Below are 14,994 nucleotides of genomic sequence, written 5' to 3'. Positions count from 1 at the left end.
GCTGGTCTGGTCGTGCAGTTCGGCAACCAGCACACCAACGGTGGTCTCGGTCGGGCCGTAGTGGTTGAGCACCTTGAGTGCCGGTGCAAGCTGGCGGATCTTGCCCAGCAGGCCTGGGCTGACGCCCTCGCCGCCGAGCACCAGGCACTGGCCCGGCAACGCCGCGCGCCCCGCCACCAGCATCGCCTCCAGGTGCGACGGCACGATCTTCAGTGCATCCACCTGGTGCTCGGCCAGGTAGGCGGCGAAGCCTTCGGCATCCAGTACCTGTTCGCGCAGCAGCACATGCAGCGTGTGGCCGCCACACAGGGCGCCGAACAGCATGGTGTGGCCCAGGTCGGCAGCCGGGGTCGAGACCTGGGCCATGCTGCGGATGCGCTCTACCGGCAGGCGCGCGGTGATGCCATCGACATAGTTGGCCAGGGCGCCATGGCTGATCGCCACGCCTTTGGGTTGGCCGGTGGTGCCGGAGGTGTAGATCACGTACGCCAGGTTGGCCGCGGCCGGGGCGGTTCGTGCGGGGCTGCCAGTGCCGGCTTGCGCCCAGTCCAGGCGCTGTACGTTGGCGGGCAACTCGGCCTGCCAGTTTTCAGGTGCCAGCAGCACACGCGTGCCACTGTCGGCAAGCATGTAGGCCAAGCGCTCAGCCGGTTGTTCAGGTTCCAGCGGCAAGTAGGCGCCACCGGCCTTGAGCACACCCAGGATACTGACGAGCATGCTGACGCTGCGGTCGGCCAGCACGCCGACCAGCCTGTCCGGGCCAACCCCGGCTTCGACCAGGCGGTTGGCGATGGCTTCGGCACGGGCATCGAGCTCGGCAAAGCTGGCCTGCTCCCCTGCGGCCATCACTGCGGTGCGTTCGGGATGACGGCGAGCCGCAGCGGCAAACCGCTGGTGCACCAGCGGCGCATCATCGGCCGGGTCTGTCAATCCGGTGGCCGTAGCCAGGCGCGGGAGTGCAAGCTCACCTACTGCGCCAGCGGTTTCAGCGGCCAGCGCCTGCACCAGGGCCAGCCACTGTTCGCCGAGCGTTTCGATGGTGGCCGCATCGAACACGTCAGTCGCGTAGGTGAAGGCCGCCTGCAGCTGACCGCCGCGCTCGTGGGTATCCAGCGCCAGGTCGAAGCGGGCGCTGTGCTTTTCCAGTGCGATCGGCGCCAGGCGCAGGCCGGAGCGGGTCTCGATGGCCTGCACATCCGCCACCTGCGCCTGGTGGTTGAACAGCACGCGGAACAGCGGGCTTTCGCTGCTGCGCGGCAAATCCAGGGCCTCGACCAGCTGTTCGAATGGCAGGTCCTGATGGCTTTGCGCGCCCACGGCGGTTTCACGCACGCGCTGCAGCAAACCGGCGATGTCCAGCAGCGGGTCGATTTCGGTGTGCAGCACCTGGGTATTGATGAAGCAGCCGATCAGGCCCTGGCCCTCGGCACGGTTGCGGTTGGCGATCGGTACACCGACGCGGATCGCAGCCTGACCGCTGTAGCGCTGCAACAGCAGCTTGAAAGCGGCGAGCAGGACCATGAAGAGGGTGACATTGTGCTTGCGTGCCAGGCCGCGCAAGCGCTCGGTGACGTCCGTGGCGATGGGGAATTCGTGGCGAGCGCCGCGGTAGCTGGGGCGGCCCTGGCGGGTGCGGTCCAGTGGCAGCTCGAGCGGCGAATGGTCGTCGCCCAGGCGTGCCTGCCAGTAGGCCAGCTGGCGCTCCTGCTCGCCCGCCTCAAGCCAGCTGCGCTGCCACAGGGCGAAGTCGCGGTACTGGATCGGCAGCGCGTCGAGGGTGGCTTCAGTGCCCGCCACAGCAGCGTCATACAGGCACAGGAATTCGTCGATCAGCACGTTCATCGACCAACCGTCGGCGACGATGTGGTGCAGGGTCAGCAACAGGACGTGTTCCTGCGCGGCCAGTTGCAGCACACGCACGCGCAGCAGCGGGCCGCTGGCCAGGTCGAAGGGGGCCAGCGCCTCGGCTTCGGCGATGGTTTCGATGGCGGCCTGGCGGGCGTTCTCGTCCAGCTCTGTGAGGGCGTCCTGGCGCAGCTGCAGGGGCGCGGCGTTGGCGTCTACTTGCTGGCGTACATCATCGCCGTCGGCAACAAAGCGGGTGCGCAGGGTTTCGTGGCGGGCCACCAGCGCATCGAAGGCGTGCTGCAGCGCCGCCAGGTCCAGCGGGCCATGCAGGCGCACGGCCATGGGCAAGTTGTAGGCCGCGCCCTGCGGGTCGAGCTGCCAGAGGAACCACATGCGCCGCTGGGCGTACGACAGCTGGTCACGCTCGGCCACGTCCACGCCGGGTGCAATCGGCAGCACGGAGAAGTCCATGCCCTCGCCCTGCAGCGCCTTGAGGAACAGACGGCGCTTGTCGGGGCTGAGTTCGATGAAGCGGCGGGCGAGCTTGAGCGTTTGGTCGGCATTCATGTCGAGCGGAGTCCTGGCAGTCGAGCGGTAACTGTCAGACGAAGGGGTAGGGGGGTTATTTAGTGGAGGGCTGCGGGGCTGAAAGGTGTTCGCCATGGCAGGTTCAGCGCCTGTAAGATCGAGCGCCGCGCGGGCGGCGCTCCCTCTCACAGGCGCTGCACATCTTGCGGCATGCACCTGTCAGCCCAACACCTCACTGTGCCCCTGCGCCATCGCCACCACCACCTTGCGCTTGCCGGTAAACGGCGACCGCGCATGCGCTGCCAGCATGTTGTCGAGCATCAGCACATCGTTCGCCAGCCACGGGAAGCGGATGGTGCATTCATCCAGCACCCCGCGCACTTCATCGAGCAACGAATCTTCGATGGTCGTCCCATCGCCGTAATACACGTTACGCGGCAGGTCCTCTTCCTCCACGATATCCATCAGCGACTCACGCACCTCTGGCTGCAGGTTCGATACATGGAACAGGTGCGCCTGGTTGAACCATACGTCATCCCCTGTCACCGGGTGGCGCGCTACCACCTGGCAGCGCTGGCGGGTGCGCAGTTCGCCGTCATCCTTCCAGATGCACTCGATGGCATGCGCCCGGCAGTACGCCTCGACCTGGCGCGGGTCGTCGGTGTTGAACACCTGGGACCATTCCACATCCAGGCCGTTGCCGTAGTTGCGTACGTACATCAACCCCTTTTCCACCAGGCGCTCACGAATACGCGACGGCATGCGCCGGTATACCTCGCGGCTGTCGGCAATCGGCGTTTCGCCACCGGTCTCGGCAGGGGTCACGCTGTAGAACCAGATCTTCATCGGCCATTCCAGGGTATAGGCCTGCTCGTTGTGCAACGGGATGCTCTGGTGCGCCGGGTACTCGGTGGAGGTGTACACGCCTTTGGTCACGTTGCTGCGCGGGGTAGAGCCGAACTCGTAGTTGAGCAGCGGGTGGCCAAACGACGCGGCGAATTGGCGGAAGGCTTCGGGGCCGCCAACCTCGAACCCGCGGAACAGAATGCCGCCCGCTTGCAACAGATGCCGGTCCACCAGCGGCTGCAACGCTGCAAAGGCGTCCAGCAGGTCGATACCCGGTTCCGGCGCGCGTACCAGCAGCGGCAGGTTGCCGCGCGCGGCGTCCAGGGGTTCGATCGCAAAGCTCAGCAGTTCACTCATGACGGTCACCTCAAGCCAGGGCCGCGTTGGCGGCGAAATCGGGATGTGCGCCATTGCGGCGCCTGACTAGATGAACGAGCGGGCCTGCGGGAAATTCACCAAGGCCGCACACACAGGTAAAGCCAGCGCGCGCCGGTTCGTCTGAACGATGTGCACCCTTTTATCGCCCAGGAACCGTACATGACTCGCCAGCTCCTGCTCCTCGCCCTGCTCGCCACGGCCCCCGCCGCCTGGTCGGCAGAGCAATGCGCCGTGGAAATCAACGGCACCGACCAGATGACCTTCGACACGGCCACCATCACCGTGCCCAAGGCCTGCACCTCGTTCACCGTCACCCTCACCCACCCCGGCGACATGCCGAAGAACGTGATGGGCCACAACTGGGTACTGAGCACCCAGGCCGACATGCAGGGCGTGCTGGACGACGGCCAGAAGGCCGGCGAGGCGCAGGACTATGTGAAACCCGGCGACACCCGGGTCATCGCCCACACCCGTTTGATCGGCGGCGGCGAAAAAGACAGCGTCAGCCTCGATACCCGGTCGCTGAAGGCCGGTACCGATTACAGCTTCTACTGCTCGTTCCCGTTCCACAGCACCTTGATGAAGGGCAGCCTGACCCTCGGCAGCTGACCCCGCCCCCACTCCACCAGCGAGATCACCCTTCATGAAAACCTCCTCCCCCGGGGCCATCCGCGAATTGCTGGGCCTGCTCAAACCCTACCGCCCGGCGGTGATCGTCTCGGTTGTGCTGGGCATGGTCGGTGGCCTGGCCGTCACCGCCCTGCTAGCCACCGTCAACCAGGGCCTGCATGCGGCCGGCGGCATGAGCCAGGGCGTGATCCTGGCGTTTGCCGGCCTGTGCGTACTGGCGCTGGTCAGCAGCGTGGCCGCTGACAGCGGCACCAACTATGTCGGCCAGAAAGTCATCGCCAGGCTGCGCAAAGACCTGGGGGCCAAAGTGCTGTCGGCGCCCATCGAGCAGATCGAGCGCTACCGCACGCACCGTCTGATCCCGGTGCTGACCCGTGACGTCGACACCATCAGCGACTTCGCCTTCGCCTTCGCCCCACTGGCCATCTCGCTCACCACCGTGCTGGGTTGCCTGGCCTACCTGGCCTACCTGTCGTGGCCGATCTTCCTCATCACCCTGGTGGCCATCGGTATCGGCAGCGGCGTGCAGTACATCGCCCGGCAAAAGGGCGTGGCCGGCTTCAACGCTGCCCGCGATGCCGAGGACAACCTGCAGAAGCACTACTCGGCCATCGCCGAAGGCGCCAAGGAGCTGCGCATCGACCGCCGCCGTCGCCACGCCATGCTGACGCGCAATATCCAGGGCACCGCCGACTTCATCGCCAACACCCATATCCGTGCCATCAACATCTTCGTTGCGGCCAAGAGCCTGGGGTCGATGTTGTTTTTCGTGGTCATCGGCCTGACGTTGGCGCTGCAATCGCTGTGGCCGAGCAATGACCCGGCGGTGATGAGCGGCTTCGTGCTGGTGCTGCTGTACATGAAAGGCCCGCTGGAAACGCTGATTGGCAACCTGCCGATTCTCGGTCGCGCGCAAATCGCGTTCCGCCGTATCGCTGATCTGTCCGAGCGCTTCTCCTCCCCCGAGCCGCACCTGCTGCTGGAACCGCCGGTCAAGCGTGCCACTGCCGCCACCGCGCACCTGGAGTTGCACAACGTCGAGTACGCCTACCCGCCGGTAGACGGTAAAGAACCGTTCCGCGTGGGGCCGGTGAACCTGAGCATCGAGCCGGGCGAGATCCTGTTCATCGTCGGTGAAAACGGTTGCGGCAAGACTTCGCTGATCAAGCTGCTGCTAGGCCTGTACACCCCGCAACGCGGTGAGGTGCGCCTGAACGGCAAGGCCGTCGGCCCAGAGGAGCTGGATGACTACCGGCAGCTGTTCACCACCGTGTTCGCCGATTACTACCTGTTCGACGACCTGCCAGAACACGAGCACAGCCTGCCCGAGGACGCCACGCGTTATCTGGAGCGGCTGGAGATTGCGCACAAGGTCAGCGTGCGCGACGGTGCCTTCACCACCACCGACCTGTCGACCGGGCAGCGCAAGCGCCTGGCGCTGGTCAATGCCTGGCTCGACGGGCGACCGGTGCTGGTGTTCGACGAATGGGCAGCGGACCAGGACCCGACGTTCCGCAGGGTGTTCTACACCGAGCTGCTGCCGGACCTGAAGCGGTTGGGCAAGACCATCATCGTGATCTCTCATGATGACCGGTACTTCGATACGGCGGACAAGGTGGTGCACCTTAGCCGTGGGAAGGTGGTGGAGGCACTCGAACCGGCGTAACTCAGCAAAGGGCCGCTGAGTGAAATGCCAGTCAGTCAAGCAATTGGGGCTGCTACGCAGCCCCATAGCCTTGACTGATTGATTAGCCGCTGAGCGGCCCTTTTTGACCGGCCTATAGTCGCTCTATAGTCGCTCTATAATTTCCTATAAAGCAGCAACTCACGAAGCACCATTGCCTTCGCATCGTGTGTACAGGCTCCAACTGGACAAGCTGGCCATGCTGCGCCACAGGCGCCGTGAACAACCTGTAATCAGAACAACCAGCGATACAACAGATACGCCACCACCACCGCCAGCACCGGCCGCAGGATGCGGTAGGCCTTAGGGTTGGCGCGCTTGAACGTCTTCACACGGCCGCTGATGCGGTTGCTGAAGCGCTTGCTCCAGGCATAAGCCTGGTTGATCCCGCCAACGCGCTCGTCGTCGGTATTCTGCGGCGCGGTGGCGCGGCCGAGGAAGGCACTCACCTGGCGGTTGATGCGGGACATCAGCGGGCTGCTCAGCGGGCGTTCGATGTCGCAGAACAGGATCACCCGGGTAACGTCGGTCTCGTTCTTCACCCAGTGCACGTAGGTTTCGTCGAACATCACGTCTTCGCCATCACGCCAGGCATATTCCTCGCCATCCACATAGATGCGGCAGGCATCGGAGTTGGGCGTGGACAGGCCCAGGTGGTAGCGCAGCGAGCCGGCGAAGGGGTCGCGGTGCGGGTTCAGGTGGCTGCCGCCGGGCAGCAGCGCGAACATTGCGCCCTTGACGTTGGGGATGCTGCTGACCAGCTCGACAGTGCGCGGGCACAACGCTTCTGCCGACGGCAGCGGTTTGTCGTACCACTTCAGGTAAAAGCGCTTCCAGCCCTTCTTGAAGAACGAACCGAAGCCGGCGTCGTTGTCCTTCTCGGCGGCGCGAATATAGCCCTCGTCGAACAGGCGCATGGCCTCTTCGCGGATTTCCTGCCAGTTGTCCTTCAGCACGTCCAGCTCGGGGAAACGCTGGCGGTCCAGGTACGGTTTGGACGGCACGCCGGAAAACAGGTACATCAAGGCGTTGTACGGCGCGAACAGTGCTGAATGGTTGACGAACTGGCGCAACACCGGCAGCCGGGCCTTGCCGCGCAGGTGCACGAACAGCACGCTGCCGAAGAACACCAGCAAGACACCCGCCTTGGCTGCAAAGGAAAAGGTCATGCTTTCACTCCTTGGGGAAGCGCCAGGGCTGCGCGGCCTGGCACTCCAGAAAAATCATCCTGCCATCATAAACCGATCCCGCCGAGGTAAAAACAACCTCGGCGGGATCGCATTGATGAAGATTTTGCAATGAAGCCCGCCGCCGGATGTTGCCCCGGATCAGCGGAAACGCCGGTTACTGCTGGTTTTCCTGCTCGCTGAACAGGTCGCTGAAGAGCATGCTCGACAGATAGCGCTCGCCGGAATCAGGCAGAATTACGACGATGGTCTTACCCTGCATTTCCGGTTTTTCGGCCAGGCGCACGGCCGCCGCCATCGCCGCGCCACAGGAAATACCGCAAAGGATGCCCTCTTCCTGCATCAGGCGGATGGCCATGGCCTTGGACTCTTCATCGGTCACCGTCGCCACCTGGTCGACAATCGACAGGTCGAGGTTTTTCGGCACGAAGCCGGCACCGATGCCCTGGATCTTGTGCGGGCTGGGCTTGAGCTCTTCACCGGCCAGAGTCTGGGTAATCAGCGGCGACGCCACCGGCTCCACGGCCACCGAGGTGATGGCCTTGCCCTGGGTATGCTTGATGTAGCGCGAAACACCGGTAATGGTGCCACCGGTGCCGACACCGGCCACTACCACATCAACCGCACCGTCGGTGTCGTTCCAGATTTCCGGGCCGGTGGTCTTCTCGTGGATCGCAGGGTTGGCCGGGTTCTCGAACTGGCCAGGCAGGAAATACTGGGCCGGGTTGGAGGCGACGATTTCATTGGCCTTCTCGATGGCGCCCTTCATGCCCTTGGCCGGGTCGGTCAGCACCAGTTCGGCGCCCAGCGCCTTCAGCACCTTGCGACGCTCCAGGCTCATCGAGGCGGGCATGGTCAGCATCAGCTTGTAGCCACGGGCAGCGGCGACGAAGGCCAGGCCGATGCCGGTGTTGCCCGAGGTGGGCTCGACGATGGTCATGCCCGGCTTGAGCTTGCCGTTGCTTTCGGCGTCCCAGACCATGTTCGCGCCGATGCGGCATTTGACCGAGTAACCCGGGTTGCGCCCTTCGATCTTGGCCAGGATGGTCACGCCGCGCGGGGCGATGCGGTTGATCTGCACCAGCGGCGTGTTGCCGATGGAATGGGCGTTGTCTGCAAAGATACGGCTCATGGCAGGGGTCCTTGGCATGAAAAAAAGCAGGGTAAGACCCCAAGGGTAAGCCCCGGCCGGTGACCCGTAAAGCCTGTTCGAACTCCGCGCGGTGGGTTGCGGTCAACCGCACATCCCGCCTTGGAGACACCCCGATGAGAGCCCGTTATCGCTGGCCGCTGATCGGCCTGGCCAGCCTGGTCGTGCTGCTGGTCGCCCTTCAGCTGGCCCTGCCCTACCTGGTACGCGACTACCTGAACGACAAGCTGGCCGACATGGGCGACTACCGTGGCCAAGTAGCCGATGTGGACCTGGCCTGGTGGCGCGGTGCGTACCAGATCAACGGGCTGAAGATCGTCAAGACCAGCGGCAAGGTGCCGGTGCCGTTTCTTGATGCACCGTTGATCGACCTGTCGGTGAGCTGGCATTCGCTGATCTACGACAAGGCCGTAGTGGCCAAAGTAACCTTCGACCGCCCCGAGCTGAATTTCGTCGACGGTGGCAGCAAGCAGGCCTCGCAGACCGGCCAGGGCACCGACTGGCGCCAGCAGCTGGAGAAGTTGCTGCCTATCACCCTCGACGAAGTGCACATCGAAAATGGCACCCTCACCTTCCGCAATTTCAACTCCAAACCGCCGGTGGACCTCAAGGCGACCCGGCTGCAAGCGAATATCCGCAACCTGACCAATGTTCGCGATCAGAAAGGCCGACGCGACGCGAGCTTCGACGGTACTGCGTTGATCGCGGGCGATGCCAAGGTGGAAAGCCGTGCCACCTTCGACCCGTTCAGCGATTTTGATGACTTCGAGTTCCGCTTGCGCGCCACCGGCATCGAGCTGCGCAAGCTCAACGACTTCGCCAGCGCCTACGGAAAATTCGACTTCAATGCCGGGCATGGCGACGTGGTCATCGAGGCCCAGGCCGAGAATGGTCGCCTGAACGGCTACATAAAGCCGCTGCTGCGCGATGTCGATGTATTCGACTGGCAGCAGGATGTGAAGGAGAAAGACAAAGGTTTTTTCCGCTCGGTATGGGAAGCAGTGGTAGGCGCGACCGAGACCGTGTTGAAGAACCAGCCGAAAAACCAGTTCGCTACCCGTGTTGAGCTGAGCGGCAGCGTGCACAAGCAAGACATCAGCGCTTTCGAGGCGTTCTTGCAGATCCTGCGAAACGGCTTTATCCAGGCGTTCAATGCACGCTATGAGCAGCCGGCACCGAAGTCTGACTGATGGGAAGTGACGGGGCATTCAGGGACTGAATACCCGGTCTGCGTTTGCAGCCGCCCAAGCCCGCGTTATAGTCGGTAACAAATCAAAATATGTGCTGCCTGTTCTGGCCCTTTCGCGGGTAAACCCGCTCCCACAGAGGTCGCAACTACCTGTCGGAGACGGTTTACCCGCGAAAGGGCCAGTACAGGCTTACCGCAGAGGACAGATCCATGAAGTTCGAAGGCACCCGCGACTACGTCGCCACAGACGACCTGAAGCTGGCGGTAAACGCGGCCATCACCCTCGAACGCCCGTTGCTGGTCAAGGGCGAGCCCGGCACCGGCAAGACCATGCTCGCCGAACAGCTGGCGGCCTCGTTCGGCGCACGTCTGATTACCTGGCATATCAAGTCCACCACCAAGGCCCACCAGGGCCTGTACGAGTACGATGCGGTCAGCCGCCTGCGTGACTCGCAGCTGGGCGTGGACAAGGTCCACGATGTGCGCAATTACCTGAAAAAGGGCAAGTTGTGGGAGGCCTTCGAGGCCGAAGAGCGGGTCATCCTGCTGATCGACGAAATCGACAAAGCCGACATCGAGTTCCCCAACGACCTGTTGCAGGAACTCGACAAGATGGAGTTCTACGTCTACGAAATCGACGAGACCATCAAGGCCAGGCAGCGCCCGATCATCATCATTACCTCCAACAACGAAAAGGAACTGCCGGACGCCTTCCTGCGCCGCTGCTTCTTCCATTACATCGCCTTCCCCGACCGCACCACCCTGCAGCAGATCGTCGATGTGCACTACCCGAACATCAGCCAGTCGCTGGTCAGCGAGGCGCTGGACGTGTTCTTCGACGTGCGCAAGGTGCCGGGCCTGAAGAAAAAACCGTCCACTTCCGAGCTGGTCGACTGGCTCAAGCTGCTGATGGCCGACAACATCGGTGAAGCGGTGCTCCGTGAACGCGACCCGACCAAGGCCATTCCGCCGCTGGCCGGGGCACTGGTGAAGAACGAGCAGGACGTGCAACTGCTCGAGCGCCTGGCCTTCATGAGCCGGCGCGGCAACCGCTGACAGGAGCCGGGCCATGCTGCTCAACCTGTTCAATGAAATGCGCGCAGCCAAGGTGCCGGTATCGGTACGCGAGCTGCTCGACCTGCACCACGCCCTGGAAAAGCACGTGGTGTTCGCCGACATGGACGCGTTCTACTACCTCGCCCGCGCCATCCTGGTGAAGGACGAGCGCCACTTCGACAAGTTCGACCGGGCGTTTGCCGCTTACTTCAAAGGCCTGGAAAACCTCGACCGGCACATCGAGGCGTTGATCCCCGAAGACTGGCTGCGCAAGGAATTCGAACGCTCGCTCACCGACGAGGAACGTGCGCAGATCCAGTCGCTGGGCGGCCTGGACAAGCTCATCGAGGCGTTCAAGCAGCGCCTCGAAGAGCAGAAGGAGCGCCACGCCGGCGGCAACAAGTGGATCGGCACCGGCGGCACCAGCCCGTTCGGCTCGGGCGGCTTCAACCCCGAGGGCATCCGCGTGGGCGAGGCCGGCAAGCGCCAGGGCAAGGCGGTGAAGGTGTGGGACCAGCGCGAATACAAGAACCTGGACGACCAGGTGGAGCTGGGCACACGCAACATCAAGCTGGCCCTGCGCCGGCTGCGCAAGTTCGCGCGGCAAGGCGCCGCAGAAGAGCTGGACATCGACGGCACCATCGACCACACCGCACGTGACGCCGGGCTGTTGAATATCCAGATGCGCCCCGAGCGGCGCAACACGGTGAAGCTGCTGTTGCTGTTCGACATCGGCGGCTCGATGGACGCCCACATCAAGGTCTGCGAAGAGCTGTTCTCGGCGTGCAAGACCGAGTTCAAACACCTGGAGTATTACTACTTCCACAACTGCGTGTACGAGTCGGTGTGGAAGAACAACCTGCGGCGCACTTCGGAGCGCTATTCCACGTTCGACCTGCTGCACAAGTACGGCGACGACTACAAAGTGATTTTCGTCGGCGATGCGGCCATGGCCCCGTACGAAATCACCCAGCCGGGTGGCAGCGTGGAGCACTGGAATGAAGAGGCCGGGTATGTGTGGATCCAGCGGTTCATGGAGAAATTCAGGAAAATCATCTGGATCAACCCGTATCCGAAACAGGCCTGGGACTACACCGCCTCCACCCACCTGGTGCGTGATTTGATCGAGGACAAGATGTATCCGCTGACCTTGCAGGGGTTGGAGGAAGGAATGCGGTATTTGTCCAAGTGAGATAGACGACGGGCTGCGAGACGCACTGCAGTACAGCAGCCCGAAGCCCCTTGCGAGCAATTACGTATTTTCAGCGACGTGATTTGAACAAGGGTTGAGTTCTAAACCACCTACTGTCGGCGCCAAGAGCTTATATCTTCAAGCATCGGGGCAATCAGCCGCCTGGCAACCGACTTCAGCCGGAGATGGGCACGATCTCTTTCAAATTTAACTTGATTCCTCAAGATATAAAGTTGCTGAACTATTTCCCCAGCCGCCTCAGGAGACGGAGCCTGACTAAACGCGTCGAGTTTAGAATTAACCTTGAGTCGTCGCTCACGCACACCATGAAATATCTCATTGGAAGAGGCAAATAAACCATTCGGCACCGGGGCCAATGGATCACGACTCAAAGCCAAAACATGATTTAGAACATTTGACGCTTCCGCCCCCTCGATATGCAGAAGATAATCCGGCGAATCTTGCACTAGCGTTATCAACTCCGCTGGACTGGACTGATTAATCATCCTTTTCGTCTCCCTCCACGTGCGCTTGAGTGGTCGCGACGTGCCGGTTTGCAATCGAATTTTGCCAGTCGGGTCAGTATAATTTACCGGATCACCACCACAGTAGCTATAGCCATTGACCCCGCCACTACCAAAGGGACTGAGGCTGTCATATGACAAAAAACCTGACCTCACCACACTTGAAAATCGTCTTCCGCTGCCTAGAAAATAGCCATCAATCAACGAGTCGAATCGCTCCCCAGTGTATCGGAGCAGCGAATCATGCGCCGTCTTACCTTCAGAATAACCATAAGGGGCATACGTATAATTCACCCATGTTTTGATGGATGAATGGGTAGCCACCGAACCCGCTGAGTCCTGATAAACCAAAATCGATTGATCATCACTTTTCATACAAGTGCGCGCCGGGAGCAAAAAATGGCATACGCGAATACACATCCGATGACGTTTATCACGTTCCGCCTGCCTGAACTGATCCTTAGCATAAAAGCATCGGATCACCATACCCAACGCTGTCAAACATAAATCATTCCTAGACTAGTATCATCTGAAGCAGCAAACAGCCACTGGCAAAAGTTTCAGTTGCTCGCCATACGGTCAGCTAATCACCCCTGACACACGCACGGAGTTCATCATCGTGACAATCTCATCATGCGACGGATCGTTTTTATCCAACAGGCCTCGACCATCGAAAAAATCAAGCCTGCTTTCAAACAACGCTATTAGGGTCTTGAGGCCCTTCTGCGCAATTTCGGCTTTAGCTGACGCCACAGCCCCGGAGCCCGCTGCTTTCAGAAGTTCCGCCATCCGATTCCAAAATTTCACATTATTTTCGTAATAGTACGCATCTAACCTTGTTATCCCACTCTGCGCGAGATGCCCTGAAAACAGATCGGCAAGCGCCTCCTTCGTCATGTAGCGATACAAACTGGGGAGCTCACTTTTTTTGAATCCTAATAGATATTCTGACATATTTGAATGATCTACCCATTTCAATGAATGACTGACCCGCCCCCCATGCATTTCGCGACCCAGCAGTTGGTGCAAAACATTAGAACGCTTAGGTGATGCCTGAACCACCCTACTATTTTGCCCCGTGGGGTCAATGCGATTTAGCGGATCACCCAAGCAATAACCATAAAGGTTCAACCCTCCAGCACCAAAGGGACTTTTTGGGTCAGGGCTATAAAACCGCATCAATATCGGGCTGTAAATCCTACGCCCTAAGCCCAGCAGATACGAACCACTCAATACATCTCGCCGTTCACCAGAAAACCCGAGTGAAGCGTGCGACTCTGATGCACCACCGTAAATTGTATAAGAAGACTTCTTAACACTTATGCGGAGCTTATTGGCTCTCACCCTAATCTCCAACACGGATAACGACACATGTAGACCACCCTATTTTCACACAGTGGCCTACCGACACAAACTCAATGGCACACCTATCAAATACGGTTCCATCAGTGGCCAACGAAGAAGATAAGACACTCTCTTCACCCTAGGCGAACAGCGGTCGCGCCACAACTGACAAAATTATCAGGTACTGCCTTTAAAAAACGTAAAAAGGGAGGGATGCGCCGCTCCCTATGTAACCCCTTTAGGAGCCCGCAAACAGGCCAGCAGCCTTACACCCAACGCCCCAGATAAAGCTGCTGCTCCCGCCAGGCCTCGTCCTGCACCACCGCCCTGAACCGCACAGAAGCCCCCGGCATGCATTGCGCCAGTTGCGCCAGCGCCAGCGGCGTCAACGCCCCCAGCCGCGGGTAGCCGCCAATGGTCTGCCGGTCATTGAGCAACACGATCGGCTGCCCATCCGGCGGCACCTGCACCGCCCCCAGCGGAATGCCTTCGGAAATCATCGGCGCCCCTTGGTAGACCAACTGCGGCCCCAGCAAGCGAATGCCCATGCGGTCGGCGCGGCTGTCCAGCGTCCACTCGCGGTTGAACGCTTCGAACAGGCTGGTACCGCTGAAATCGCCGATCTGCGCGCCCATCACCAGGTCGAGCACAGGCTTGGGCTGATGACGCGGGCGCAGCGCCTCAGGCACCTCGCGCAGGCTGACCGCGGCATCTGCGAACGCCAGCACCTGGCCTTCGCCAAGCGCCGAACCTTGACCATCAACCCCGCCCAGCTGCTCCCGCACAACGGTGGCACAACTGCCCAGCACCGCCTCGCCCTGGAACCCGCCAGGCGCCGCCAGGTACGCACGCACACCCCGTTTCGGCTGTTTCAGGGTCAAACGCTGCCCCTTGGCCAAGGCAAAGCTGCGCCAGGGTGCGATCGGCTGCTCTTCGACCCGTGCATCCAGATCGGCACCGGCCAGCGCCAGCACGCAATCCTGTTCGGCCACCACGCAGAAACCACCCAGCGTCACCTCGACCACCGGTGCTCCCAACGGGTTGCCGAGCAGCCAGTTGGCCCAGTGCATCGCCACCCAGTCCAGCGCCCCGCCCTGGGTCACGCCCAGGTGGCGCACGCCAAAGCGCCCGGCGTCCTGCAACTGGCACAACGCGGTGCTGGTTTCGATCCTCAACTGCTTCATGCCTGCGCCTCCACATCGCCGCCCAAGGCGACGAAATCGGCCTTCGATACCGCCACAAAGCGCACCCGGTCCCCCGGCTGCAGCAGGCTGTAGCCCTCACGTTCGCGGTCGAACAGGCGCACGGGCGTGCGCCCGATCAGGTTCCAGCCGCCTGGCGACACCGCCGGATAGGCTGCTGTCTGGCGTTCGGCAATGCCGACACTGCCCGCCGCCACTCGCTTGCGTGGGGTGCTCAGGCGCGGGCTGGCCAGGCG

At 61.7% G+C, this 14,994-nt stretch carries 14 protein-coding genes; 6 read left to right on the top strand and 8 right to left on the bottom strand.

Annotated elements, in window-relative coordinates; all coding sequences use genetic code 11:
• The coding region (locus HP547_RS05615; protein WP_172285702.1) for a condensation domain-containing protein at positions 1 to 2,415 on the bottom strand (2,415 nt) is incomplete at its 3' end.
• 180 nt (positions 2,416 to 2,595) lie between these two features.
• Entirely contained in the window at positions 2,596 to 3,579 is a 984-nt protein-coding gene (locus HP547_RS05610) for a TauD/TfdA family dioxygenase (protein ID WP_172285701.1), read from the bottom strand.
• A 180-nt stretch (positions 3,580 to 3,759) separates the two neighbouring features.
• Between HP547_RS05610 and azu the strand changes: the two genes are divergently transcribed.
• Together azu and HP547_RS05600 are read left to right on the top strand one after the other, a co-directional pair.
• Positions 3,760 to 4,209 (top strand): azurin, encoded by a 450-nt coding sequence (gene azu, locus HP547_RS05605; protein ID WP_172228901.1) that lies wholly within the window; start codon positions 3,760 to 3,762, stop codon positions 4,207 to 4,209.
• Positions 4,210 to 4,243: 34 nt separating this feature from the next.
• Positions 4,244 to 5,896 (top strand): cyclic peptide export ABC transporter, encoded by a 1,653-nt coding sequence (locus HP547_RS05600; protein WP_172285700.1) that lies wholly within the window; start codon positions 4,244 to 4,246, stop codon positions 5,894 to 5,896.
• 251 nt (positions 5,897 to 6,147) lie between these two features.
• Here the strand turns inward: HP547_RS05600 and HP547_RS05595 are convergent, their stop codons facing one another.
• Positions 6,148 to 7,083 (bottom strand): aspartyl/asparaginyl beta-hydroxylase domain-containing protein, encoded by a 936-nt coding sequence (locus tag HP547_RS05595; protein WP_172228905.1) that lies wholly within the window; start codon positions 7,081 to 7,083, stop codon positions 6,148 to 6,150.
• Between HP547_RS05595 and HP547_RS29515 the strand changes: the two genes are divergently transcribed.
• On the top strand, positions 7,082 to 7,216 hold the full coding sequence (locus HP547_RS29515) for a hypothetical protein (RefSeq protein ID WP_256676262.1): 135 nt from the start codon (positions 7,082 to 7,084) through the stop codon (positions 7,214 to 7,216). The genes HP547_RS05595 and HP547_RS29515 overlap by 2 nt on opposite strands.
• A gap of 42 nt (positions 7,217 to 7,258) precedes the next feature.
• On the opposite strand, the gene cysK is transcribed toward HP547_RS29515, so the two are convergent.
• On the bottom strand, positions 7,259 to 8,233 hold the full coding sequence (gene cysK, locus HP547_RS05590) for a cysteine synthase A (RefSeq protein WP_172285699.1): 975 nt from the start codon (positions 8,231 to 8,233) through the stop codon (positions 7,259 to 7,261).
• A gap of 134 nt (positions 8,234 to 8,367) precedes the next feature.
• On the opposite strand from cysK, the gene HP547_RS05585 reads away from it, so the two are divergent.
• The 3 genes from HP547_RS05585 to HP547_RS05575 all read left to right on the top strand — a co-directional run bounded on the left by HP547_RS05585 (position 8,368) and on the right by HP547_RS05575 (position 11,688).
• The gene (locus HP547_RS05585) at positions 8,368 to 9,441 is read left to right on the top strand and encodes a DUF748 domain-containing protein (RefSeq protein ID WP_172228909.1); all 1,074 of its coding nucleotides are present in this window, start codon (positions 8,368 to 8,370) and stop codon (positions 9,439 to 9,441) included.
• A gap of 209 nt (positions 9,442 to 9,650) precedes the next feature.
• Entirely contained in the window at positions 9,651 to 10,496 is an 846-nt protein-coding gene (locus tag HP547_RS05580) for a MoxR family ATPase (protein ID WP_013973748.1), read from the top strand.
• 13 nt (positions 10,497 to 10,509) lie between these two features.
• Positions 10,510 to 11,688: a VWA domain-containing protein gene (locus tag HP547_RS05575; protein WP_172285698.1), complete on the top strand. Its 1,179-nt coding sequence runs from the start codon at positions 10,510 to 10,512 to the stop codon at positions 11,686 to 11,688.
• Between the two features lie 110 nt (positions 11,689 to 11,798).
• On the opposite strand, the gene HP547_RS05570 is transcribed toward HP547_RS05575, so the two are convergent.
• The 4 genes from HP547_RS05570 to HP547_RS05555 all read right to left on the bottom strand — a co-directional run.
• Complete coding sequence (locus HP547_RS05570) at positions 11,799 to 12,587, bottom strand: RHS repeat-associated core domain-containing protein (RefSeq protein WP_172285697.1); 789 nt, start codon at positions 12,585 to 12,587, stop codon at positions 11,799 to 11,801.
• 204 nt (positions 12,588 to 12,791) lie between these two features.
• Entirely contained in the window at positions 12,792 to 13,556 is a 765-nt protein-coding gene (locus HP547_RS29905; protein WP_372242861.1) for an RHS repeat-associated core domain-containing protein, read from the bottom strand.
• A 266-nt stretch (positions 13,557 to 13,822) separates the two neighbouring features.
• Complete coding sequence (locus tag HP547_RS05560; RefSeq protein WP_172285695.1) at positions 13,823 to 14,740, bottom strand: biotin-dependent carboxyltransferase family protein; 918 nt, start codon at positions 14,738 to 14,740, stop codon at positions 13,823 to 13,825.
• Positions 14,737 to 14,994 (bottom strand): carboxyltransferase domain-containing protein (locus HP547_RS05555; RefSeq protein WP_172285694.1); only part of this gene is annotated, 258 nt, incomplete at its 5' end. The genes HP547_RS05555 and HP547_RS05560, both read right to left, overlap by 4 nt.

The organism is Pseudomonas sp. CM27 (assembly GCF_013179515.1).
GTDB lineage: Bacteria > Pseudomonadota > Gammaproteobacteria > Pseudomonadales > Pseudomonadaceae > Aquipseudomonas.
The sequence above is the reverse complement of the archived record's forward strand: the minus strand, read 5'-3'. Positions and strand labels throughout refer to the sequence as shown.